Annotated in this window: 22 protein-coding genes, 3 tRNA genes and 1 pseudogene; 9 read left to right on the plus strand and 17 right to left on the minus strand. The window is 60.9% G+C overall.

The features are described from left to right. Positions 1-93: 93 nt before the first annotated feature. Entirely contained in the window at positions 94-1,470 is a 1,377-nt protein-coding gene (cysS, locus tag C3F36_RS02125) for a cysteine--tRNA ligase (protein WP_104454366.1), read from the minus strand. A gap of 191 nt (positions 1,471-1,661) precedes the next feature. On the opposite strand from cysS, the gene C3F36_RS02130 reads away from it, so the two are divergent. From C3F36_RS02130 to acuI, 6 genes are all read left to right on the plus strand, one after another. Continuing rightward, on the plus strand, positions 1,662-2,159 hold the full coding sequence (locus C3F36_RS02130; RefSeq protein WP_039041198.1) for a peptidylprolyl isomerase: 498 nt from the start codon (positions 1,662-1,664) through the stop codon (positions 2,157-2,159). Continuing rightward, complete coding sequence (locus C3F36_RS02135) at positions 2,149-2,835, plus strand: DUF4269 domain-containing protein (protein ID WP_104454367.1); 687 nt, start codon at positions 2,149-2,151, stop codon at positions 2,833-2,835. The genes C3F36_RS02130 and C3F36_RS02135 overlap by 11 nt, the downstream gene beginning before the upstream one ends. 13 nt (positions 2,836-2,848) lie before the next feature. Further along, entirely contained in the window at positions 2,849-3,574 is a 726-nt protein-coding gene (gene lpxH, locus C3F36_RS02140) for a UDP-2,3-diacylglucosamine diphosphatase (protein WP_104454368.1), read from the plus strand. A 128-nt stretch (positions 3,575-3,702) separates the two neighbouring features. Beyond that, positions 3,703-3,951 carry a GlsB/YeaQ/YmgE family stress response membrane protein gene (locus C3F36_RS02145; RefSeq protein WP_010675223.1) on the plus strand — a complete coding sequence of 83 codons (249 nt, stop codon included), beginning with the start codon at positions 3,703-3,705 and terminating at the stop codon, positions 3,949-3,951. Positions 3,952-4,105: 154 nt separating this feature from the next. After that, on the plus strand, positions 4,106-4,741 hold the full coding sequence (gene acuR / locus C3F36_RS02150) for an acrylate utilization transcriptional regulator AcuR (protein ID WP_041213120.1): 636 nt from the start codon (positions 4,106-4,108) through the stop codon (positions 4,739-4,741). Positions 4,742-4,793: 52 nt separating this feature from the next. Then, the gene (acuI, locus tag C3F36_RS02155) at positions 4,794-5,777 is read left to right on the plus strand and encodes an acrylyl-CoA reductase (NADPH) (protein WP_104454369.1); all 984 of its coding nucleotides are present in this window, start codon (positions 4,794-4,796) and stop codon (positions 5,775-5,777) included. Between the two features lie 162 nt (positions 5,778-5,939). Here acuI and C3F36_RS02160 read toward each other — a convergent pair whose 3' ends face one another. The 4 genes from C3F36_RS02160 to C3F36_RS02175 all read right to left on the minus strand — a co-directional run bounded on the left by C3F36_RS02160 (position 5,940) and on the right by C3F36_RS02175 (position 8,972). After that, a complete protein-coding gene (locus tag C3F36_RS02160; protein WP_042014762.1) occupies positions 5,940-6,413 on the minus strand; it encodes a DMT family transporter in 474 nt (157 codons plus the stop codon). A 14-nt stretch (positions 6,414-6,427) separates the two neighbouring features. Next, a complete protein-coding gene (locus C3F36_RS02165; RefSeq protein WP_233759696.1) occupies positions 6,428-7,216 on the minus strand; it encodes an amidohydrolase family protein in 789 nt (262 codons plus the stop codon). A gap of 151 nt (positions 7,217-7,367) precedes the next feature. Continuing rightward, complete coding sequence (locus tag C3F36_RS02170) at positions 7,368-8,285, minus strand: IS5 family transposase (RefSeq protein ID WP_104454370.1); 918 nt, start codon at positions 8,283-8,285, stop codon at positions 7,368-7,370. A gap of 21 nt (positions 8,286-8,306) precedes the next feature. After that, entirely contained in the window at positions 8,307-8,972 is a 666-nt protein-coding gene (locus tag C3F36_RS02175; RefSeq protein ID WP_199769649.1) for a hypothetical protein, read from the minus strand. A gap of 58 nt (positions 8,973-9,030) precedes the next feature. Here C3F36_RS02175 and C3F36_RS02180 point away from each other — a divergent pair, with 58 nt between their 5' ends. The 3 genes from C3F36_RS02180 to C3F36_RS02190 all read left to right on the plus strand — a co-directional run bounded on the left by C3F36_RS02180 (position 9,031) and on the right by C3F36_RS02190 (position 12,740). After that, positions 9,031-9,936 carry a LysR family transcriptional regulator gene (locus C3F36_RS02180; protein WP_043156228.1) on the plus strand — a complete coding sequence of 302 codons (906 nt, stop codon included), beginning with the start codon at positions 9,031-9,033 and terminating at the stop codon, positions 9,934-9,936. A gap of 575 nt (positions 9,937-10,511) precedes the next feature. After that, entirely contained in the window at positions 10,512-11,531 is a 1,020-nt protein-coding gene (locus C3F36_RS02185; protein WP_103260365.1) for a Fic family protein, read from the plus strand. A 228-nt stretch (positions 11,532-11,759) separates the two neighbouring features. After that, positions 11,760-12,740 (plus strand): IS5-like element IS5 family transposase, encoded by a 981-nt coding sequence (locus C3F36_RS02190; RefSeq protein WP_026141915.1) that lies wholly within the window; start codon positions 11,760-11,762, stop codon positions 12,738-12,740. A 108-nt stretch (positions 12,741-12,848) separates the two neighbouring features. Here C3F36_RS02190 and C3F36_RS02195 read toward each other — a convergent pair whose 3' ends face one another. The 12 genes and pseudogenes from C3F36_RS02195 to C3F36_RS02250 all read right to left on the minus strand — a co-directional run bounded on the left by C3F36_RS02195 (position 12,849) and on the right by C3F36_RS02250 (position 24,282). Further along, entirely contained in the window at positions 12,849-13,517 is a 669-nt protein-coding gene (locus C3F36_RS02195) for a tyrosine-type recombinase/integrase (protein ID WP_158656065.1), read from the minus strand. 407 nt (positions 13,518-13,924) lie between these two features. After that, positions 13,925-14,011: transfer RNA gene (locus tag C3F36_RS02200), tRNA-Leu, on the minus strand. A gap of 40 nt (positions 14,012-14,051) precedes the next feature. Further along, positions 14,052-14,125 (minus strand) — tRNA-Cys (locus C3F36_RS02205). A 34-nt stretch (positions 14,126-14,159) separates the two neighbouring features. Then, positions 14,160-14,235 (minus strand) — tRNA-Gly (locus tag C3F36_RS02210). 179 nt (positions 14,236-14,414) lie between these two features. After that, positions 14,415-14,969, minus strand: a complete 555-nt coding sequence (pgsA, locus tag C3F36_RS02215; protein WP_104454371.1) for a CDP-diacylglycerol--glycerol-3-phosphate 3-phosphatidyltransferase — start codon at positions 14,967-14,969, stop codon at positions 14,415-14,417. Positions 14,970-15,182: 213 nt separating this feature from the next. Beyond that, a complete protein-coding gene (uvrC, locus tag C3F36_RS02220) occupies positions 15,183-17,033 on the minus strand; it encodes an excinuclease ABC subunit UvrC (protein ID WP_104454372.1) in 1,851 nt (616 codons plus the stop codon). A 179-nt stretch (positions 17,034-17,212) separates the two neighbouring features. Further along, positions 17,213-17,857 carry a UvrY/SirA/GacA family response regulator transcription factor gene (gene uvrY, locus C3F36_RS02225; RefSeq protein ID WP_010675231.1) on the minus strand — a complete coding sequence of 215 codons (645 nt, stop codon included), beginning with the start codon at positions 17,855-17,857 and terminating at the stop codon, positions 17,213-17,215. A 210-nt stretch (positions 17,858-18,067) separates the two neighbouring features. Then, positions 18,068-18,847 (minus strand): 3-deoxy-manno-octulosonate cytidylyltransferase, encoded by a 780-nt coding sequence (gene kdsB / locus C3F36_RS02230; protein ID WP_104454373.1) that lies wholly within the window; start codon positions 18,845-18,847, stop codon positions 18,068-18,070. Beyond that, on the minus strand, positions 18,844-19,041 hold the full coding sequence (locus tag C3F36_RS02235) for a Trm112 family protein (RefSeq protein WP_010675233.1): 198 nt from the start codon (positions 19,039-19,041) through the stop codon (positions 18,844-18,846). Before C3F36_RS02235 ends, kdsB begins: the two co-directional genes overlap by 4 nt. Positions 19,042-19,152: 111 nt before the next feature. Then, a complete protein-coding gene (gene lpxK, locus C3F36_RS02240; protein WP_104454374.1) occupies positions 19,153-20,151 on the minus strand; it encodes a tetraacyldisaccharide 4'-kinase in 999 nt (332 codons plus the stop codon). Then, entirely contained in the window at positions 20,151-21,920 is a 1,770-nt protein-coding gene (gene msbA, locus C3F36_RS02245; protein ID WP_042014329.1) for a lipid A ABC transporter ATP-binding protein/permease MsbA, read from the minus strand. Before msbA ends, lpxK begins: the two co-directional genes overlap by 1 nt. A 134-nt stretch (positions 21,921-22,054) precedes the next feature. Beyond that, positions 22,055-24,282, minus strand: a pseudogene (locus C3F36_RS02250) (DNA internalization-related competence protein ComEC/Rec2). Positions 24,283-24,302: the final 20 nt, after the last annotated feature.

Here is a 24,302-nt window from a genome sequence, read left to right on the forward strand (position 1 = left end):
AGGCCCTCGCCCAAACAAAAACCGCAGCCCCAGGGCTGCGGTTTTCTTATTGGCTCAACCTGTTGGCACTAGGCGCCAACAGGGCCACCGGCCTTAGGCACGGCGCCAGCTGGTCTTGCCGGCGCTGTCTTCCAGCACTATGCCCATCTCGGTGAGACGGGCTCTAGCGGCATCGGCAGCAGCCCAGTTCTTGTCGGCGCGGGCCTGGTTGCGCTCGGCGATCAGGCGCTCGATCTCGGCGACCTCTTCGTCCGCTTCGTCACCCTTGAGGAAAGCATCCGGATCCTGTTGCAGGATGCCGAGCACGGCGCCCAGTTCCCGCAGACGGGCGCCCAGTGCGGCGGCAACGGCCATGTCTTCACCCTTCTGGCGGTTGATCTCGCGCACCAGATCGAACAGGGCGGAGTAGGCTTCCGGGGTGTTGAAGTCGTCGTCCATGGCATCAACAAAGCGGGCCACCTGCTCGTCGCCACCGGCAGCAGCGGCCAGCGGCAGATCCCGCAATGCGGTGTACATGCGCTCCAGGGCGGCGCGGGCTTGCTTCAAGTTATCTTCCGAGTAGTTGAGCTGGCTGCGGTAGTGACCGGACATCAGGAAGTAACGGACGGTTTCGGCGTCATAGTGGGCCAGCACGTCACGGATAGTGAAGAAGTTGCCAAGGGATTTGGACATCTTCTCTTTATCCACCATCACCATGCCGCTGTGCATCCAGGTGTTGACGTAGTCGCCGCCGTGGGCGCAGCAGGACTGGGCAATCTCGTTCTCGTGGTGCGGGAACTGCAGATCGGAGCCGCCGCCGTGGATGTCGAAGTGGTTGCCAAGGTGCTTGGAGTTCATGGCGGAGCACTCGATGTGCCAGCCAGGACGGCCCGGGCCCCAGGGGCTGTCCCAGGTCGGCTCGCCGGGCTTGGACATCTTCCACAGCACGAAGTCGAGCGGATTGCGCTTGGCATCCACCACGTCAACCCGGGCACCGGCCTGCAGCTGCTCCAGATCCTGGCCCGAGAGCTTGCCGTAGTCGGCGTAGGACTCGACGATGAACATCACATCGCCGTTGTCCGCCACGTAGGCGTGCCCTTTTTCCAGCAGAGTTTCAACCAGGGCGATGATCTCGCCGATGTGCTGGGTGGCGCGGGGTTCGATGTCCGGACGCACCATGCCGAGGGCGTCGAAATCCTGGTGCATGTCGCCGATGAGGCGCTCGGTGAGAGCGTCACAGGTCACGTGCGTTTCGGCGGCGCGCTTAATGATCTTGTCGTCCACGTCGGTGACGTTGCGCACATAGGTGAGGTCGTATCCTGCATAACGCAGGTAGCGAGCGACGACGTCGAAGGCGACGAAGGTACGGCCATGGCCGATATGACAGTGATCATAGATAGTGACGCCACACACATACATGCCCACCTTGCCCGGGTGGATAGGTTTGAATTCTTCTTTTTGACGAGTGAGTGTGTTGTATATCTTCAGCATCTTATGACCACTGCCTGTGAGTAAAATGGCCTGCCATTCTAACCGCATCCGGTATAGAAAACGAGGCAGAAAAAGCCCCCTCTCCCCCCTGCCATCTATGCCGCAGAGCCTTGATGGGCTAGAATTGCCACCACTTTATGCCATACACCTGCGGGCAACTTGCTGCCCGCGTCAAAATGAAAGGACAACTCATGGTTACTCTGCACACCAACCACGGCGACATCACCCTGACCCTGAACGCGGAAAAAGCCCCGGAGACCGTGGCCAACTTCCTGCAATACTGCCGTGACGGTCACTACGACAACACCATCTTCCACCGCGTCATCGACGGCTTCATGATCCAGGGTGGCGGCTATGCCCCGGGCTTCGAAGAGAAAGAGACCCGCGCTCCCATCAAGAACGAGGCGGCCAACGGTCTGTCCAACAAGATCGGCACCATCGCCATGGCCCGCACCATGGAGCCGCACTCCGCCAGCGCCCAGTTCTTCATCAACGTGAACAACAACGACTTCCTGGACTTCAAGTCCGCCACCACCCAGGGCTTCGGCTACTGCGTGTTCGGTGAAGTGACCGCCGGCATGGACGTGGTCAACAAGATCAAGGGCGTGAAGACCGGCAACTACGGCCGCATGCATCAGGACGTTCCGACCGAAGACGTCGTCATCACCAAGGTGACCCTTGCCGAGTAATCCCTGCCGGCCAGGCTCTGATACCACTGCGGCCCCGGCCGCAGTTTTTCCATCTGCCGCCCCCAACTGGCGCCGCCTCGACTATCTGGCCCAGGGCAACGCACGTCAGCGCTCGGCCCACGCCCTGCTGAGCGGCGGCCTGTGGAATGAGCTTGGCCCCCTGTGCAACGATCTGGCCCTGGTGAGCACGATCGCCATCGGGCTGGATAGGCCCGGCAGCGATCTCGACATCCTCTGCCAGCATCCGGACCCGGCCTTCCTTGCCGCGACACTGGCAGCACAAGGCTGGCAGGTGCGAAGCAAGGGCGAGCAGGTCTGGATCGCCGAGCAGCGACGCCACGGGCCAGATGGCCAGTGCTGGCCAGTCGAGCTCTACCTCACCCCTGATCCCCTCGAGATGTGTCATGGCTGGCGCCACCTCAGCCTGATGGCCGCCCTGCTTGAGCGCTTTGGCGCCCCCTTCCACCGGGAAGTGCTGCGCCTGCGTGTTGATGAAGGGCTCAAGGGGGAAGCGGCCATGTGCCGCCTGCTGGGTCTGTCCGGCGACCCTTACGAGGCGTTGCTGACCCTGGAGGACGTCAACCTTGCGGGGCTCTGCTGCCCTTCCCTCCCCCACCCGCTCGACGAGCAAGGTCACAGGCCTTGTCCGCACCCAGGCGGGACTCTCTTACCATGATGCCCAGGAACTCATGAGCACCCTCTTTATCAGTGACATTCACCTCAGCCAAGGCAGGCCCGACATGACGGCAGCCCTGGTGCGCTTTCTGGCCGAAGACGCGCCCGGGGCCGACGCCCTCTATGTGCTGGGGGATCTGTTCGAATTCTGGATTGGGGACGACGACCCCAACCCGCTCCACCGCGAGGTGGCCGATGCCTTTCTCGCCCTGAGCCAGCAAGGGGTGCCCCTCTATTTCATTCACGGCAACCGCGACTTCCTCTTGGGGCGCCAGTTTGCCAAACGGGCCGGCATGACCCTGCTCGGCGACCCCTGCGTCATCGAGCTGTACGGCGAGCGGGTGCTGCTGAGCCACGGGGATCTGCTCTGCACTCGAGATGAGGGCTACCAGAAGTTTCGCCGCATCACACAACTCAAATGGCTACGCTGGCTCTTCCTGCGCCTGCCGCTCTCGCGCCGCCAGGCCATCGCCCACAAGATGCGCGGCCAGAGCCAGATGGAGAATGCCCAGAAGAGCCAGATCATCATGGACGTGACCCCGGAGGCGGTGGACGACATGCTGCGCCAGCACGGCTGCCGCCTGATGATCCACGGTCACACCCACAGGCCCGCCATCCACGACTTCACCCTGGATGGGCGTGCGGCGCGGCGCATCGTGCTGGGAGACTGGTTCGAGCAGGGGTCGGTGCTGGTCTGCTCCCCCGCCGGGCAGCGCCTCGACACCCGCGCGCTCGGCTGAGGCCCTCTGCCTGCCATGGTCAGGAGCGAGTCTCATATGACCGTTTCTGACTCACGCCGTGCTGTGGCGGGATACAAGCTGGATCCCTGCATATACTCTGGTTCTCTGCACACAACGAGGAGAAGACCATGGGATTTCTTACTTGGGTGGTACTGGGACTGATCGTCGGCATCCTGGCCAAATGGATCATGCCGGGCAAGGATGGCGGCGGTTTCTTCATGACGGTGATCCTGGGGGTAGTCGGTGCCATGGTGGGGGGCTATGTCAGCACCCTGCTCGGGATGGGAACGGTCACCGGCTTCAACCTGCCGAGCATCATCATCGCCACCGTTGGCGCCCTGATCGTGCTGTTTGTCTACAACAAGCTGCGCAGTTGAGGCGCAGCCACCCATCGATGCGAGGGCGCCACTGGCGCCCTCGCTGTTTTCTGCCCCGCTGGCGCCAGCTTGCTGCGACTACCCGCTCTCATCCCCCGTGCCTTAGCCCGGCCCGGGCTTGCATCATTTCTAGTTGAGGCGTCTAATAACCCCCATGCCAACCAGCGACGCTCTGCCCCGCCGCCCTCGCGGCCGCCCTGCCCAGCACGGGCACACCTATGCCGACACCCGGGATCTGTTGATCCGCCGGGGCATGGAGCTGCTGACCGAGCAGGGAATCGCCGCCACCTCCATCGAGCGGGTGTTGCAGTCGACCGGGATCCCCAAGGGCTCCTTCTATCACTACTTCGCCACCAAGCACGACTTCACTCTGGCGGTCATGGATGCCTATCACCACTACTTCTGCCGCAAGCTGACGCGCTATCTGGAGGATGAGAGCCTGCCCCCCCTGGCCCGTCTTGTTGCCTTCGTCGACAGCGCCTGCCGGGGCATGACCCGGTTTGCGTTCCAGCGGGGCTGCCTCGTGGGCAACCTGGGTCAGGAGGTGGTGCAGCTCTCCCCCGAGCTGTGCCTGCGCCTCGAGCAGATCCTCCTCGACTGGGAGGTGCTGCTCACCCGCTGCCTGAGGGATGCGGTGACGGCGGGGGAGCTGCCCCCTGATTGTGACTGCCCTGCCCTCGCCCATCAGTTCTGGATCGGCTGGGAAGGGGCCGTACTGCGCGCACGCCTGGTGGGCGATACCGAGCCCATGCTCTCTTTTCTCAATTTTTTCATGAAGTTAGCAAAGTGATTTTTTTACGACGATTAATAGTCAGTCAGTCCAATTAATGGGAGTAGACAAGATGTTCAACGGTATTCTGATCGAGAAAGACGAGGCGGGTTATCGCGCCAGCTACCAGAGCCTCTCCGAGGAGATGTTGCCTGCCGGGGATGTGACCGTGGCGGTAGAGTGGTCTTCCCTCAACTACAAGGATGGCCTGGCCCTCACCGGCGCCTCCCCTGTGGTACGCCGCTTCCCTCTGATCCCCGGCATCGACTTTGCCGGTACCGTGCTGGAGAGCCAGCATCCCGACTGGCACCCCGGCGACAAGGTGGTGCTCAACGGATGGGGCGTGGGCGAGACCCACAGCGGCGGGCTGGCGGAGCGGGCACGGGTCCGGGGCGACTGGCTGGTTGCCCTGCCTGAGCGCATCCAGCCCCGGGACGCCATGGCCATCGGCACCGCAGGGTACACCGCCATGCTCTGCGTGATGGCGTTGGAGAAGCACGGCATCACCCCCGGTGACGGTGACATTCTGGTGACGGGCGCCAACGGCGGCGTGGGCAGCGTGGCGATCACCCTCCTGGCCAAGCTGGGCTATCGGGTCGTGGCCGCCACCGGGCGGCTGCACGAGGCCGACTATCTGACGTCCCTCGGCGCCGCCGAGGTGATCGATCGCGCCGAACTGGCCACGCCGGGACGCCCGCTGGGCAAGGAACGCTGGGCCGGCGTCATCGACACCGTCGGCAGCCACACCCTGGCCAATGCCTGCGCCACTACCCGCTACGGCGGCGCCGTGGCTGCCTGCGGTCTCGCGGGAGGGATGGACTTCCCCTCCACCGTCATGCCCTTTATCCTGCGCGGCGTCACCCTCTATGGCATCGACAGCGTGATGGCACCGCGCCCGCTGCGCCAGCAGGCCTGGGCCCGACTGGCCGAGGATCTCGACCTGACCCGCCTCCATCTCCTCACCCGGGAAGTGCCCCTCTCCCAGGTCGTGACCCTGGGGGATGCCTTCCTGGCAGGCCAGGTGCGCGGCCGGATCCTGGTCAATGTCCAGGGGTGATGACTGACGCGATATGAGCCGGCTCGCCTGACCACGTCAGGCGAGCCTCTTTGTGTCCCCCTATTCAGGTCATGGAACTGAGCCGGGATGCAAACCCCATCAGCAGAACGCCTGCCCCTGGGCAGACGTTCGTGAAGGTCAAAACATCAGAAGGCCGCTTCATCAGTGCATAAGGCGCTCAGCTAACCGATCACCGAACAGCATGATGACGAGCCCGGTCAGCATGACCAACATTCCACCCAGCTTTATCAAAGATACCGGACGCTGGATGGTGCCAAGCAGACCAAAATGGTCGATGACCTGGGATGAGAGCAACTGTCCGACGATGGCCAACCCAAGCAGGGCTGACAACCCGATTTTCGGTGCGAGCACGATGTAGCTGAACAGCGCGCAAGCGCCGATCAGGCCGCCGGCCAGACTCCACAGAGGCTGTGATGGAATGGCCGCAAGCGAGGTGAATAATCCGCCACGCAGCAGCGAGAAGACCCCGAGGCTGAATGCACCGGCCGCAAAGGAGAACAATGCGGCGGTGACCGAATCGCCCCCGAGTCCTCGTGCCAGCTGGCTATTCAGAGTTGTCTGCAGCGTGATCCCGAGACCTGCGGCAAAAGCGATGACGTAATACAGCGTGCTCATGGGTTGCATACCTGTCAGTGTGCATGTGCCAGCGGCAGGAAGGCGTCAGCAAAAATGTCAGGCTCATACCCGGCGGCGGCAAACAGATGCTCACGGGACTCATCAATGGCGGCGCGAAGGCGCGTGCTGTCTACGCCCAGCACCTTGCCATGCTGCTTGACGATGCGCCCGCCAATAATGACGGTATCAATGTTGCTGCGCTCTGTCGCATGCACCACGGTGCCAAAGGCATTGCCGGACGGGTAGAGGTTGATGTCGCCAGCATTGATCAGAATGAGATCCGCCTGTTTTCCTGGCGTCAGGCTCCCTACCTTGTCCAGCAGCCCTGCACAGGCAGCACCATCGACAGTCGCCGATTTGAGAAGTTGGGCAGCCGGCAGCGTGGTCAGCGAGTGGTCGGAGCCGCAACAGTGCTGCTGATGTATGCCCATCACCCGTTGCAGGTAAAATGCCACGCGCATTTCCATAAACATATCAGTACTGTAAGAGGTTTCATTGTCGACGCTGAGGCCAGGGTTGATGCCATGACGCTGCGCCGCCTGGATGGCAAACATACCGTCCTCGATGCCATAGTGCGCATCGGAGCGCGGGCAGACATTCACCCGGACACCGGCTTCTCGCAGGATCTTCCATCCCTCATCTGGCAGTGACGTGCAGTGATTGAAAATATTGTCCGGGCCGAGCAGACCGCGCCGATGCAGTGACTCCAGCTCAGACGCCATAAAAGAACCAAAGAATTCAGTGACGATCGGCAGCCCCAGCCTGCGAGCCTCGGCCCACAATGCAGGCTCCAGCTGGGCCATGACAGCAAGGGAAACCAGGCTCTCTGGGTTGTCCTTGAAATATTTCTCTTGCAGGCGTTGCCAGTTACCCGGCCAATGAGCCTTGTCCCATTCCCGGCGTTGTTGATCAAATCCGTCGCTGGATGGCCGTTCCCCAACCCGTTGATACCACTCAATTCACTGGCTGGCGAACAGGCATACCAAGCCCTATCAGCTTGTTCATCACCTTCACGCCAGCCAGGATTTCGCCCACCTGGGCGTTGTAGTTCCGCAGGCTCAGCGTTGGCCCGATGAGTTGCTTGAACCGGTACATGGCGGTCTCGGCTATCGAGCGCTGGTGATAGCCGGAGTCTTTCTTCCATTGCTTCAGTTCACCGGCCTTGAGCGCCGTCACCGCCTCGTTGCGGGGATGGCCTTCCTCCCACGGTGCCGCATTTTTTCTCGGCGGTATGGTGGCTTTCGCCCCCTTCTTCTTCAGTAGCGCATGACAGGCCTTGGTGTCATACGCACCATCGGCGCTGACCTGTTTTATCTTGCGTCGTAAGGGGTTGAGCAACGTCGGTAACACCTCGTTATCCGCCACCGTCTCCAGGCTGACTTCGGCAGCGATGACCGCATGGGTTGTGGCATCCACCGCCAAGTGGAGCTTGCGCCACACTCGTCGCTTCTCCTTGCCGTGTTTGCGAATTTTCCATTCGCCTTCGCCATAGACCTTGAGGCCAGTGGCATCAATGACCAAGTGAGCCACCGGGCCTTGGCTGGGGACGCGGTACTTGATGTCGACGGTCTTGGCGCGCTTGCTGATACAGCTATAGTCCGGCGACTGCAAAGGCACCGCCATCAGTTGGAACAACGAGTTAATGAAGCCTTCTAGCGCCCGCAGCGGCAACTTGAACAAGCCTTTTAGCATCAGGGCCGTCTCAATGGCGGTGTCACTGTAGTGGAAACCTCTCCCTCGGCGGCCATGGTGGACCAGGCAATGCCACTGCTTAATGGCTTGTTCGTCCATCCAGATGGTCAACGAACCGCGTTGCACCAAGGCTTGGTTGTACTGCTGCCAGTTGCTGATCTTGTGCTTGGACTTGCCCATCTGATGCTCTCGGAGACTGCGCTACAGGATCAGATCACCGAGATGACAGATAGTTCCCCGATTTGAGCAACAAGGCCCCCATTCCCCCGATACCGGTGCGCCGGAGGCGTGTATGGCACGGATCCCTGCATCCAGCAGGGCCTCGACGGCGGCGTCCGAATGGGCTGCGGTGCGGCTGTTATGGGAATTGTCAATGACGGTGGTGATGCCTGCATCAATGCAGCCCAGTGCCGTCAGCAGGTTGCCGATATACATATCGGCAGGGCGATAGTACTTGGCGAAAGAGAAGTGCGTGGCGTTGCTGTAGTCTTCCAGACAAGTGGCATTCGGATTGATGCGGCGCAGTTGTCCCTCCCAGGAGTGGCGATGAGAATCCACCATCCCCGGCATGGCGATTATGTTCGTAGCATTGATGATACGGGCACCATTCGCCTCCAGATTCTCGCCTATGGCCGTAATGGTTGATCCACTGATCAGAATGTCTCCACGTTCAATGTTACCCACGCTCTCATCCATGCTGAGGATCGTGGCTCCCTTGATCAAGATTGAATCTGGTATTACATCTTGATTATTAACAATATTTCTAACGTATCCGGTCATTTCAAGAGCCTCTATTCTAGCCAATGGCAAAAAGATACGGCACTCTATTACCCTGAAAAAGATGACCAAACTGTTTTCATAATTCATGATCTTCGAATAATCATGGGAACTATCGGTAGAGTTATCGTCTCAAGGGAGAAGGGCTGTGGATCGTATTCAGGCTATGCAGATCTTTATGCGGGTTGCTGAGACCGGAAGCTTCGTGCAGGCAGCAGAGACCCTCTCACTGCCTTCCTCGACAGTCAGCAGTACGATTAAAAACCTCGAAAAATACCTGCAGGTGCGCCTGCTGAACAGAACAACGAGGCGGGTGAACCTCACCCCTGAAGGCCTGCAGTATCTTGGCCAGTGCAGGGAAATACTCTCATTGATTGAACATGCCGAGTCCAGCCTGACGGAGGCTATCAAGCGGCCACAGGGGCGTTTGCGGGTTGATATGCCGAGCGGGATAGCACATTCCATCGTCATGCCGAATCTCAGAGACTTTCACCAACGTTATCCAGATATCTACCTGATGATAGGTGTGAGTGACCGGCAGGTTGATCTTGTTCAGGAAGGTGTGGACTGCGTGATCAGAACAGGAGAGCTGAATAACTCCACCCTTGTTGCTCGTCCCCTTGGCCGGTTTCGGTGGGTAACCTGCGCCTCGCCTGAATACCTTCACGAAAACGGTGTTCCCCAGTCCCCTGAAGAACTGTCTATGCACCAGGCGGTCCACTACTTTTCGGGCCTCGCCAGGCATGCAAACGAAATGCGCTTTGTCCGCGGTAAAGAGACTCTATCGGTTACTGTGAGCGGCACCGCAGCCGTCAATGACACGGGGCTTTATATCAAGATGTGCCTCGATGGCTTTGGCCTCATCCAGCTTGCCGAGAATGTTGTACTGGAGCACCTGCAGGCAGGAAGGCTCATCGAGGTGCTAGCAGATTGGCAACCGCCATCGGTGCCAGTCACATTGCTCTATCCCCATCAGCGTTTTCTGTCTCCTGCCGTGCGTGCATTTGCTGACTGGATTGCCGAACTTGTCCACAAGACCAGCCCGGGAAAATGAATACAACCATAGGATTCAAATCTGTTTGCTGGCCAACGAAACGCGAGGCCCAGGCGCCATAACAAGCCGCGCTAGCTTCAGTACCAAAGACCATCCCTAGACAACCTCGGCGCAGTGTCAAGACACATCTGCTTGCCTATGTCGGAGCACTCAGCCAGCCGATTACAGCAAATCACAGGGAGCAACAAGTCACCTGGACAGGAAATGGCCAATTCAGCAAAAGTGGGAAAGAAATTCTGGGGGGGGTAAAACAAAAACGACGCAATGAAGCGTCGTATCTGTTTAATCTGTAAGGCTTTTTCTTCAATTTTAATGGTGCCTGAGGCTGGAATCGAACCGGCACGACGCGAACGTCGAGGGATTTTAAATCAAAGGAACTCGTTTGCATCTCATTGCATGAAATAGCAAGTAGATGGAGCGAGTAACACCTCAAGTTCGCAACAAATCGCACCCCGTCATAGAACATCGCATAACGCTTATCACAGAATTCGCAAAGATACGCCGCCGTGTTGGTCTTGCCCCCGATCTGATAATCTGAGCCTTCGCATTTGCAATCGTTTCAGTCGGAGTCCCCCATGGCAGCCTATTCCCCTCCCTTCACCCTGACCCACGCCATGTTGAGCCGGGTGGCGGAGATCGCAGAATTGGTGGGGCAATGGCGCTCGACGCAGAGCTCGCAAGTCCCCATGCTGCGCCGGGAAAACCGGATCCGCACCATCCAGGCATCCCTGGCTATCGAGCACAACACCCTGAGCCTGGATCAAGTCACGGCAGTGATCGACGGCAAACCTGTACTGGGATTGCCCCGTGAGATCCAGGAGGTGCGCAATGCGTTTGCCGCTTATGAAGCAATGTCGGCTTGGGCCCCTACCTCTTCTGCGGATTTGCTCAGGGCCCATGGACGTTTGATGCACGGGTTATGCGATGACGCAGGGCAATGGCGTAGCAGTGGGGTCGGCATCTATCGAGGTGAGCAATTAGTGCATATGGCTCCCCCCGCGACTCAGGTTCCGCGTCTGATGGAACAACTGATGCAATGGTTGGCAGAAACAGAGGCCCATCCCTTGATCGCCTCTTGTGCCTTGCACTACGAGTTGGAGTTTATCCACCCCTTTTCCGATGGAAATGGTCGTATGGGACGCTTGTGGCAAACGGTGATCTTGAGCCGTTGGCAACCAGTGATGGCCTTCCTGCCGGTGGAAGCGATCATCAAAGAGCGCCAAGAGCACTACTACCACCAATTAAGTCAGGCCGACAGGCTGAGTGACTGCACCGATTTTATTCTGTTTCTGCTAGAGGCGCTGCGAGATGCGTTGGCCGAAGCGATTACCGCACAGCCGACATCTCAGCCCACCCTGCCAGAAAAAGTGAGGGTAGAAACGCCGGTAGAAATGAAGGTAGAAATGCGGGCAAAAACACCGGATGCAGTGTTGGCGCTCTTAGCGAGCGAGCCTGCCCTGACCCTGACACAAGTAGCCGAGCGAATAGGCAAATCGACCAGCACGGTGGAGCGAGCAGCTGCCGCATTGGTTAAAGCGGGGCGATTGCGCTTTGTTGGTCCGCGCAAGGGTGGGCATTGGGAAGTGTTGTCATAGGACTGCTTGCTAAGGCCACCGAGTGAGTTGCTACAGCCGCCCAGCTTCCAGGTCGCATCAGTAAACATATAACCAGCCAAGTAAACCCAAGCGCAACGAACCCCATTTGCGCACAAAGGAGGCGCAGTAACTCTCTGTTTTATCTCACTAACACCACAAGGGAAGGTGCGAACAAGTCCCTGATATGAGATCATGTTTGTCATCTGGAGCCATGGAACAGGGTTCATCATGAGTCATCAACTTACCTTCGCCGACAGTGAATTCAGCAGTAAGCGCCGTCAGACCAGAAAAGAGATTTTCTTGTCCCGCATGGAGCAGATCCTGCCATGGCAAAACATGGTGGAAGTCATCGAGCCGTTTTACCCCAAGGCTGGTAATGGCCGGCGACCTTATCCGCTGGAAACCATGTTACGCATTCACTGCATGCAGCATTGGTACAACCTGAGCGATGGCGCGATGGAAGATGCTCTGTACGAAATCGCCTCCATGCGTCTGTTTGCCCGGTTATCCCTGGATAGCGCCTTGCCGGACCGCACCACCATCATGAATTTCCGCCACCTGCTGGAGCAGCATCAACTGGCCCGCCAATTGTTCAAGACCATCAATCGCTGGCTGGCCGAAGCAGGCGTCATGATGACTCAAGGCACCTTGGTCGATGCCACCATCATTGAGGCACCCAGCTCGACCAAGAACAAAGAGCAGCAACGCGATCCGCAGATGCATCAGACCAAGAAAGGCAATCAGTGGCACTTTGGCATGAAGGCCCACATTGGTGTCGATGCCAAGAGTGGCCTGACCCACAGCCTAGTCACCACCGCGGCCAACGAGCATGACCTCAATCAGCTGGGTAATCTGCTGCATGGAGAGGAGCAATTTGTCTCAGCCGATGCCGGCTACCAAGGGGCGCCACAGCGCGAGGAGCTGGCTGAGGTGGATGTGGACTGGCTGATCGCCGAGCGCCCCGGCAAGGTAAGAACCTTGAAACAGCATCCACGAAAGAACAAAACGGCCATCAACATCGAATACATGAAAGCCAGCATCCGGGCCAAGGTGGAGCACCCATTTCGCATCATCAAGCGACAGTTCGGCTTCGTGAAAGCCAGATACAAGGGGTTGCTGAAAAACGATAACCAACTGGCGATGTTATTCACGCTGGCCAACCTGTTTCGGGCGGACCAAATGATACGTCAGTGGGAGAGATCTCACTAAAAACTGGGAATAGCGCCTTAAATGGCGAAGAAACGGTCTAAATAGGCTGATTCAAGGCATTTACGGGAGAAAAGATCGGCTCAAACATGAAGAAATGAAATGACTGAGTCAGCCGAGAAGAATTTCCCCGCTTATTCGCACCTTCCCTAGATGTTCGGCCAGCTCAAGCAATGATGCTCCGCTCTTAGCCATTAGGGAGGCGCTGGAATGCCGCAAGTCATGGAATCGAAAATCGCTGATACCAGATTTGACTAGGCAGACTCGCCAGTGGTGATCGAACTCAGCAAAAGGCCCGTACAGCTTGCCAGGGTGAGGGAATAGGTAGGCATCGCCAACCTGCCGGAATGGCATCAGCTCTTCAAGGACGGCTGTTGTGAGGGTTAGCGTCCGCCTGTCTCCGTTCTTGGTTTGCTCTAGGTGTGCAGTCTTGCGCTGAAAATCTATGTCCGACCATTTCAAATTGATCAGCTCGCTGCGCCGTGCCCCTGTAGCTAGCGCCATATGGATTAGCAGGTGCAGACGCTCCCAACGGCTATTGCTAGCGGCATCGAGTAGACGGCCTATCTCGGCATCAGATAAAAAGCGGGTACGCCCTGCGCTTTCAGCTTGCTGGCGAATCTCACGGGCGGGATTGTGCTTGGTGTCGTGCCGATCATTAAACCATTCAAACAGAGCGGATATGGCGGCCTTATAGCGGTTGATGGTGGCGGGGGACTTCTCGTCTTTGGCTAGCGCAACTAAGGCGTCTTTGATGTGTTGGCGCTGGATCTTGCCCACAGGCTACAGGCTTGTCACCCAAGCGATCAGACCACCAGACAAGGCGCTGAATGCCAGAAGTATCACGACCAGTGTACTGATCGAGATAATCGCGGATTGCATCAGAAAGGGGGATTGTAGTGAGGGAGACGGACGTCATGGCGTCCGCTAGGTCATCGCACACAGTGAGGCGCGACAAAAACGCTTCCGCATCTTTTTTTCTCGGAAACGACTTATCTATGCGCTGACCATTGCGCATCATTTGAACTCGGTAAGTCTTGCCGCGCTTACCGGATACGGTTCGTACTTGTGCCATGGTTAAAACCTCTTTCGCGTAATTTCGCGTTATGTGAGTGTCTTAACCGCAGTTTCAGAGCTTCTAGCGCCGCACTTGCCACGCTAACCTGTTGACCAGACAGGATTTTTAATGGTGCCTGAGGCCGGAATCGAACCGGCACGACGCGAACGTCGAGGGATTTTAAATCCCTTGTGTCTACCGATTTCACCACTCAGGCACCGCAATCGGTATCAAGTCCGCGGGCGGGCTTGTCAATATGGAGGCACGTTCCGGAGTCGAACCGGACTAAACGGATTTGCAATCCGCTGCATAACCGCTTTGCTAACGCGCCATGCAAAAGAGAGGAACTCTCTATTGTCTGAATTTGGAGCGGGAAACGAGACTCGAACTCGCGACCCCGACCTTGGCAAGGTCGTGCTCTACCAACTGAGCTATTCCCGCATCGGTCTGGCTGACTGCCTGACTGTGAGAACGCATTCTAGCGATGTTCCCCGCCCAGTCAACCAAAAACATTTAATACGCTGATCGTTCGGGTGTTTTTTACCCTTGTCCCACACTTTTGCAGCTCATGGCCGTTTCTCGGCGCCAGTGGCAGAGAAACGGCCATCTTCCCGTTTGGACTAGAACCGGGAGTGGTAGCTGAGATCGCCCCAGGCGGCCTTCATGTACTGGAACATGGACCAGAAGGTGAGCACGGTGGCCACGTAGAGCAGCACATAGGCGAGCCACACCATCCAGATGTCGTATTGCCAGATGAGGCCGGTGAGCGACACCATCTGGATCATGGTCTTCCATTTGCCAATCCAGCTGACGGCCACCGAGGAGCGCTTGCCAAGCTCGGCCATCCATTCACGCAGGGCGGAGATGATGATCTCCCGGCCAATCATGGTCATGGCGGGGATGGTGACCCAGACGGTGTTGTAGTGCTCGACGATGACCACCAGGGCCGACGCCACCATGATCTTGTCGGCCACCGGATCGAGGAAGGCGCCAAAGGCGGTGGACTGGTTCAGCTTGCGGGCAAGATAGCCGTCAAACCAGTCGGTTGCGGCCGCCAGGATAAAGACGATGGCCGCCGCCATGTAGGACCACTGATAGGGAAGGTAGAACAGGATGACGAAGACGGGGATGAGCAAAATCCGAAAGAACGTCAGCAGGTTAGGAATATTTGTCATTATTTTCAGCCACTTCTTGTATGCCGCTACATGGTAGCCCCAAGCCGATCGCGGATGCAACCGAACTGGCGCCCGCCTTGGTCCATTAATCCATCAATAACCTCAGGATGCCGGTCATTATGGCATTTGGGAGCCCCCTGCGTCACGGCTCTTGTGCGCAGGCGGCACGCCCTGATGCCCCCTGGCGTGACCACCTTCACACCAAAGGCAGCGCTAGAGCGAGTGCAATGCGTCGTGGATGGACTGGGCCAACTCCTGGCTGATGCCGGGCACCTTGGCCAGCTCGTCCACCCCGGCTTTTTTCACCTCCTGCAGGCCACCCAGGTATTTGAGCAGCGCCTGCCGCCGTTTCGGTCCCACCCCGGGAATGTCTTCCAGGGTACTGGTGGTACGCGCCTTTGCCCGTCTGGCCCGGTGGCCGGTGATGGCGAAGCGGTGGGATTCATCGCGAATGTGCTGGATGAGGTGCAGGGCGGGCATGTCCGCCGGCAGGTGCAGCTCTTCGTGACTATCCCCCAGGATCAGGGTCTCCAGCCCCGCCTTGCGGGTCACCCCCTTGGCGATGCCCACCAGGAGCGGATACTTGCCGCCGAGAAACTCCAACTGGCGCGCCAGGATCTCCTCGGCGCGGCGCAGCTGGCCAAGACCGCCGTCGATGAAGAGCACGTCCGGCACCTTGTCCGGCTCCTGCTGCTTGCCAAAGCGGCGCTCCAGCGCCTGCTCCATGGCGGCGTAGTCATCGCCACCGGTGATGCCGTCGATATTGAAGCGGCGGTACTCGGAGCTGAGCGGCCCCTCCCGGTTGAACACCACGCAGGAGGCCACGGTGCGCTCCCCCATGGTGTGGGAGATGTCGAAACACTCCATGCGGGCGATGGGGGTCTCGAGCTCCAGCAGCTCCTCCAGCTGATCGTAACGGGCGGTGATGGTGCTCTTGTGGGCGAGGCGCGAGCGCAGCGCGGTCTGGGCGTTGATGGCGGCGAGCTTGATGAAGCGGGCCCGCTCGCTGCGGGTCCGGCTCACCACCCGCACCTTGTAGCCAGCAGTCTGGCTCAGGGTCTCGGCGATGACGCTCTCATCCTCCAGCGCCACGTCCAGCAGCACCTCGCTCGGGATCTGCCGCCCCCCCTGCCCCGACAGGTAGAACTGCAGCAGGAAGGATTGCACCACCTCTTCCAGCGGCGTGTCGGCCGGCACCTTGGGGAAGTAGCTGCGCGAGCCCAGCACCTTGCCCTGGCGGATGAAGAGCACGTGGATGCAGGCGGTCCCCTGCTCAAAGGCGACCCCCACCACGTCGAGCTCGTCCAGCACGTTGCCGCTCACCGACTGCTGCTCGGTGACCCGGCGCAGGGCCTGGATCTGATCCCGATAGCGGGCCGCCTCCTCGAAGCGCAGATCGCCGCTGGCGGACTCCATCTTGCCCACCAGTTCCCCTATCACCTGCTGGTTCTTGCCCGCGAGGAACAGCTTGGCCAGTGCCACCTGCTGGGCGTATTCCGCCTCGCTCACCAGCCCCGCCACGCAGGGGCCGGCGCAGCGCTTGAGCTGGTAGAGCAGGCAGGGGCGGGTGCGGTTGGCATAGACCGCATCCTCGCACTGGCGCACCGGAAAGATCTTCTGCATCAGGTGCAGGCTCTCTCGCACCGCACCGCCGGAAGGATACGGACCGAAATACTCCCCCTTCACCTTGCGGGCACCGCGATGGACACCGATACGCGGGTGCTGATGGTCGGTGATGATGATCCAGGGGTAGGACTTGTCGTCCCGCAGCAGCACGTTGTAGCGAGGCTGGTACTGCTTGATGAGGTTGTGCTCGAGGATCAGCGCCTCGGTCTCGGTGTGGGTGACCGTTACCTGCACGTCGGCGATCTGGCGCACCAGGGTGCGGGTCTTGATGCTGTCGACGTTGACCCGAAAATAGGAGGCGAGCCGTTTTTTCAGATCCTTGGCCTTGCCCACGTAGATGACGGTGCCGCCGCTGTCGTACATGCGGTAGACGCCGCTCTGGTGGGTGACGGCGCCGAGAAACGCCTTGCTGTCGAAGAGAGGTTCAGACGAGGTCATGCTGGCTCCGGCAACGGGCAAGGGACTGGGTCAGCGTCTGCGGCAAACAGGGATAGGAAAAGAGGCTCATCGGCAACTCGGCTCACGGGTGAAAGCAGAAGACGGCACAGAGCATACTGCGCCGGGGCGGCAAAAAGCAAAAAGGCGGCACAGGCCGCCTTTGGTGTCCACACGCCCCCTTACAGGGTGTCGGCATCCAGCATGCCATAGCGAATGGCCAGATGGGTCAGCTCCACATCGCCGTTGATGCCCAGCTTGCTGAACAGGCGGTAGCGGTAGCTGTTGACCGTCTTCGGGCTCAGGTTGAGCTGCTCGGAGATGTCGGTCACCTTCTGCCCCTTGGTGATCATCATCATGATCTGCAGCTCGCGCTCGGAGAGGGACTTGAAGGGGTTCTCGTCGGCGGAGGCAAACTGGCTCAGGGCCATCTGCTGGGCGATCTCAGGGGAGATGTAACGCTGCCCGGAGTGCACCAGGCGAATAGCGTGGATCATCTCGTCCGGCGCGGCGCCCTTGGTGAGATAGCCGGCGGCGCCCGCCTGCATCACCTTGGTGGGGAACGGATTTTCTGAATGAATGGTCAGCACTATGATGCGCACATCGGGGCGGATCCGCAGGATCTTGCGGGTCGCCTCCAGACCGCCGATGCCCGGCATGTTCATGTCCATCAGGATCACGTCGGGGTGATGTTGCCGACAGAAGGCCACCGCGGTCTCCCCGCTCTGCGCCTCGCCCACCACCTTGATCCCGCGGACGTCTTCCAAAATGCGTCTTATCCCTGTACGCACCAACTCATGATCATCGACCAGGAATACATTAATCACCCAAACACCCCGTTTTTTATCTCGTTATATGCCAGTTAGGGTTAACACGGCGTCTTGCATCATAACCAAACTCGCCGATTTGGCAAACCATGGCCGGGAAAAGTTTGAAACTGCTCGTAAAATTCGTTTTAAATCAAATTACTATATAAAGAATCAACAGAAAAACGGCGCCTTGAGGCGCCGTAATGCATCAAACCCGTTCAGCCGGCCTCATCCGGCCAGCAGCGCGCGCACCTTGTCCAGATCGACCTGGGTATCCACCCCGACGGGCGGTGCTTCCAGCGCCTGGGCGACATGGATCTTCTCCCCGTACCAGAGCACCCTCAGCTGCTCCAGCGCCTCGATTTGCTCGAGCGCGCTCGGCTCCCAATCCACGTAACGCTGGATGAAACCGGCGCGATAGGCGTAGATGCCGATGTGGCGCTGGTAGTGCGCGCCAATCTGCTCGTGGCTCCCCGCAACGGGATCGCTGGCCGCAAAGCGATCCCGATCCCAGGGGATGCTGGCGCGACTGAAGTAGAGGGCATACCCCTCCCGGTCGGTCACCACCTTGACGGCATTGGGATTGAACGCCTCTTCGGCATCCCTGATCGGCACCGACAGCGTCGCCATGGGCGCGCTGGCCGCGGCCAGGTTGTCCGCCACCTGGCGGATGATGACGGGGGGAATGAGGGGCTCGTCCCCCTGCACGTTGACGATGATGGTGTCGGCGGCAAAGCCGTAGTGACGGCACACCTCGGCCAGACGCTCGGTGCCGGACTGGTGATCCGGTGAGGTCATGCACACCTCGAACCCGGCAGCGGCGGCAAAGGGAGCCAGAGCCTGCTGCACCCGCTCGTCATCGGTGGCGACGATCACCCGATCGGCGCCCGATTGCAGGGCCTTCTCCACCACGTGCTGCACCATGGGCTTGCCGTGAATGTCGGCCAGCGGCTTGCCCGGCAGCCGGGTGGAGGCGTAACGGGCAGGAATGACGACGACGAAACTCATGGCTTCAGCTCTTCCAGCGCCAGGTGACGGGCCCGGTTCTCCAGCAGCACCGGGATCCCCTCCTCCAGGGGATAGGCCAGTCTGTCGAAGCGGCAGATGAGCTCCTGAGGGCCCTCAGCGTGCGCTTGATAGTGCAGTTTCCCCTTGCAGACCGGGCAGGCGATGATGTCGAGCAGTTTAATATCCAGTGCCACAACGAAACTCCTTTAACGATTTCCCACAGGCGATCTTGCCTGGCATGTCAATGTGCAGGGCCAGCCCCCGAGTCCGGGCGCTGGCCGTCTGTTCCAATCCGGTGGCGCCCGTCAGGGCGCCTGGTGCCCGTTCCTTCTTCCGGGCTGCGGGCCCAGGGTGCGCAGCAGCGCCTCTCCCAGGGCATCGGGCAGCTCGGCGCTGACCGGCAGATACCACCAGTTGTCCGGGGCGAAGGGGCGGCACTTGACCGCATCCTTCTCGGTCATCAGCAAGGGGCGCTGGCCGAAGCGGGCCAGCAGCTCGGCGGCGTCGAACGCCTGGTGATCCCCGTAGCCGACGCTCTGCACCAGCTCGTAACCAAGGGCGGTCAGGGTGGCGAAGAAACGGGGGGGATGGCCGATGCCTGCCAGGGCATCCACCGGCCCCGAGAAAGGGGCCGTGAGAGGCGCATCGTCGCACACCCGGCGCAGGGTATCCGGCACCAGGCGCATGGCGTACTCGCCACGGGCGGGTTCGCCGCCGTTGCAGATGATGGCGTCCACCCGCTTGAGGCGGGTCGTGGGCTCGCGCAGCGGCCCCATGGGCAGCAGACAGCCATTGCCAAAGCGGCGCGCCCCGTCCACCACCACCAGCTCGATGTCACGGGCCAGGGCATAGTGCTGCAGGCCGTCGTCGGTGACGATGATGTCCACCTCACCGCTTTGCTCCAGCAACCGCACAGCATCGGCCCGTCTGGGGGCCACCGCCACGGGGCAGCCGCAGCGCCTTGCGATGAGCACGGGCTCATCCCCGGCCTCGGCCGGGGTGCTGCTCTCATCCAGTCGATAGGGGTAATGGGGCGCCTTGCCGCCATAGCCGCGGCTCACCACGCCGGGGCGCCAGCCCCGGGCCTGGAGTTGTTCCACCAGCCAGACCACCACCGGGGTCTTGCCGTTGCCCCCCACCGAGAGATTGCCCACCACCACCACCGGCAGGGTGGCCCGATAGGCGCGGAACCAACCCCGGCGATACCCCAGACGGCGGACGCCGCTGATGAGGGCAAACAGCAGGGCGAAGGGGGCCAGCCCCCAGCGCCAGAGGCTGTTCCCGTACCAGAGTCTGGCCAGCATCAGCCCTTGTTACCCGTGGCTGTATTACCAAACTGAATGGCCCGCAGCTGGGCATAAGTACCATGCATGTCCATCAGGGTTTGGTGGTTGCCGCGCTCGACGATGTGTCCCTCGTCGATCACCAGGATCTCGTCCGCCTTCTCGATGGTGGAGAGACGGTGGGCGATCACGAGGGAAGTGCGCGCCTTGCACAGCTCGTCGATGGCCGCCTGGATGTGGCGCTCGGACTCGGTGTCCAGGGCCGAGGTGGCCTCGTCCAGCAGCAGCACCGGGGAGTCCCGCAGCAGGGCGCGGGCGATGGCGATGCGCTGGCGCTGGCCGCCGGAGAGGGAGGCGCCGTTCTCGCCGATGACGGTGTCATAGCCTTCCGGCATCTTGCTGACGAAGTCGTCCGCATGGGCGATGCGGGCCGCCTGCTGGATCTCGTCGCGGCTGTACTTCTCTTCCGCCGCGTAGGCGATGTTGTTGGCCACGGAGTCGTTGAAGAGGTGCACGTGCTGGGAGACCAGGGCGTACTGCTTGCGCAGCTCGCTCAGGCGGTATTCGCGGATGTTGACGCCATCCAGCAGAATTTCCCCCTCTTCGATGTCATAGAAGCGGGTCAGGAGGCTCGCGATGGTGCTCTTGCCGGAGCCGGAACGCCCCACCAGGGCCACCGATTTGCCCGCCTCCACCTTGAAGCTGATGTTGCGCAGCGCCGGTGTCTCCTTGGTCGGGTAGGTGAAGGTGACGTTGCGAAACTCGATTTCACCTCGGGCACGTTCCAGGGTGCGGGTGCCGGTGTCCTGCTCCGGGGTGGAGTCCAGCAGACCGAACAGGCTCTGGCAGGCGGTGATGCCGCGCTGGAACTGGTTGTTCACGTCGGTAAGGCTTTTCAGCGGCTTGAGCAGCATCATCATGGAGGTGACCATGACGGTGAAGGTGCCCGCGGTCAGGGTCGCCTTGACGCTGTCGATGGTGGCGACATAGAGGAAGACCGCAAGGGCCACGGAGGCCACCATCTGGACGATGGGGCTGCCGATGGCGTCGGCGGCGACCATCTTCATGGTCTGCTGACGCATCCGGTTGCTCACCTGGTAGAAGCGCTTGTCCTCCACCTCCTGGCCCCCGAACATCAGCACCTCTTTGTGCCCCTTGAGCATCTGCTCGGTGGAGGTGGTGATGTCACCCACCGCCTGCTGGATGTGGCGGCTTATCTTGCGAAAACGTCGGCTGATGATGCTGATGAGGATCCCGACCAGGGGCCCCACCACCAGGAAGATCACCGACAACTGCCAGGAGTGCCAGAACATCAGGCCCAGCAGGCCGATGACGGTGGCCCCTTCCCGCACCAGGGAGACCAGGGTCGAGCTCGCGGCGGACGACACCTGACCGGCGTCATAGGTCACCTTGGAGAGCAGGTTGCCGGTGTTCTGGCGGTCGAAGAAGCTCATGGGCATGGCCATCAGGTGGCTGAACACCTGCTGCTGCAGGCGCATCACCACGTGGTTGCCGACCCAGGCCATGCAGTAGTTGGAGAGGAAGGCGGCGCAGCCGCGCAGAGCCACGATGCCGAGGACGAAGAAGGGCATCCACTTGAGCACGCTGCTGTCGTTGCCGTTGAGCCCCTGATCGATGAGCGGTTTGATGGAGTAGACAAAGGTGGTATCCACGGCCGCGTAACCCAGCATGCCAATGATGCCGCCCACCAGACCCAGCTTGCGATCCCGGACATAACCGAGCAGGCGCTTGAAGACGGTCCAGCTCTCTTGTGAGGTTTCTTGTTGCATGAATAGCCGTTAATAAGGGAAATGACGGGCTATTCTAGCCAAACCTTGGAGCTACACCAAGCGCCGCTGGCGCGATGGCTTCAACCCGGGTCACAAATGAAGGCCGCCCCTTGCCGGGCTGGCTCACCGGATCCTCACTCCCTTCCCCATACCTGCGGCTGCCACCAGGGGCCGCCACGCCTGTACCAGGGCCCCTGCTCCCGCTCGGCCCGGATCCTGAGGCCCGCGTCCCCCGGCTCGATCAGGATGGCGCCCGCCTCCCCCGTGACCCACTGCCGCGCCCCCTGGTATCGCGCCACCACCTCGGGGCGGGGAAAGCCCCACTGGTTCATGAAGCCTGCGCTGTGCACCACGAAGGCAGGTTTCACCGCCGCCACGAAGGGAGCCGTGGAGGAGGTGCGACTGCCATGATGCGGGCTCACCAGCAGGGTACTGGCCAGCCCCGCGCCCTCACCCTCCTCCAGCGCCAGTGCCAGCAGGCGGCGCTCCGCCTGCTGCTCGATGTCGCCGCTCAGCAGCAGCCGATGGCGCCCGTCATCCAGCTGCACCACGCAACTGTCGTTGTTGCGCCCCGCCCCGGCTGCCAGGGGCCAGAGCACCCGCACATCCAGCCCCTGCCAGTGCCACTGCTGACCTCGGCGGCAGGCCTGGGTAGCCGGTGCAAAGGGGAAGGAGGAGAGCTCCCGGCGCACCGCCATGCTCTGCAGCAGAGCCTGCCGGTTGCCCGCGTGATCCCTGTCTCTGTGGCTGATGATCAGGGTGTCGATCACCCGGATGCCGAGCCGGTTGAGCAGAGGCAGGATGGCCGCATCCGCCATGTTGTAGCCCCCGGGGTAGCGATCCCCGGTATCAAACAGGATGGCCCGCTCCCCCCGGGTGACGAGCACCGAGAGCCCCTGCCCCACGTCCAGCACCCGCACCTGCCAGGCAGCGGGAGCAGGCCAGAGGGCGAGCAGCAGGGCCGCCGCCACCGGTCCCCCCAGGGCGCGCCCTCCCGGCAGGTGCCATCCCGTCCACAGCAGGATCAGCAGGGCGCTGGCGGGCATCAGCCAGCCGGGCACCGGCCACCAGAGCTGCAGGCGATCCGCCAGCTGCGTGAGCCCCCACAGCACCCACTCCAGGCCGAAGGCGGAGACCCAGAGCAGGCCGTGGGCCAGCAACGTGGAGAGGGGCGCCACCAGTACGCCGACGAGCGCCAGGGGAATGATGACAAGGCAGAACAGCGGCAGTGCCAGCAGATTGAGCAGAAACGCCAGGGGCGCCATCCCCTCGAACAGCAGCAGTTGCAGGGGCAGCAATCCGAGCAGCAGCAGAAGTTGCAGCCGTACCAGGCCGGGGCGATCGTGCAACAGGCTCGCCAGCAACAGCAGGGCCACCGCCAAAAAAGAGAGCCAGAACCCCGCCGAATAGAGGGCGAAAGGGTCCCACAATGTCAGCACCACGAAGGCCCACAGCCAGATCCGGTGGCTCGGCCAGTCCCGCTTTAGCCAGCGCAGCAGGCTCCACACCAGCACCATGATGAGGGCACGCTCGGTGGCCACCGCAAACCCCGCCAGCCAGCTGTAGGTGGCCGCGAACAGGAGCGACACGCAGATAGCCCCGCGCAGCCCGAACAGCCGCCCGAGCCACCAGCCGAGCACCGCTACCAGAGCGATATGCTGGCCCGAGATGGCGATGATGTGGGTCAGGCCGCTGCCGCGAAAGAGTTCCCACTGGGCATCCGTGATCCCCCCTGCTCCCCGAAGGTGAGGGCCGCCAGCAGGGGGGCCTGCGCCATCCCCTCCCAGGCGCGACTCGCCGCCGCCAGCCAGCGATCGCGCACACCTGGGGGCACGGCATCCAGGGCGATGACCCGGCGCAGGTTGCCGGTGGCGGTGATCCCCTTGCCAAGGAGCAGGCGCCGCCCATCCATCCCCGCTTCGTTGGCCAGGCCATGGGCCGGCTTGAGAGAGGTCACCAGGGTGACGCGGCTGCCGGCAGGCAACGGCGGCAACACCTGATAGGCATTGACCCGCACCAGGGGTGGCACGATGAGGGGGCGATCGTCCAGGGTGTCGAGGCGCAGCAGCAGGCGCGCAAATTTATCCCCCTCTTTCTCTCCCGAAGACTCCGTACTTTGCACGTGTGCGGTTATGATGTGGCTCGTTTTTTTGCCAAGCTGATCCAGCCAGGCAAGCCGGTAGTGCAAATTCACCTGCATCCAGAGGATGCCGAGCAGCAGAAACAGCAGCCGCCAGCAACGACCACCGGCGAGGGGGAGCGCGAGCAGCAGCATCAGGCCACCCCATTCCCATGAAGGCAGCCATGGCCAAAGCAGTGAGGAGCTTGCCCCCAGGGCAAACGACAACAGACGCAGATCCATGGAGCAAGTATTTAGCAAGG

Source organism: Aeromonas sp. ASNIH2, from assembly GCF_002934795.1.
Classification (GTDB): domain Bacteria; phylum Pseudomonadota; class Gammaproteobacteria; order Enterobacterales; family Aeromonadaceae; genus Aeromonas; species Aeromonas caviae.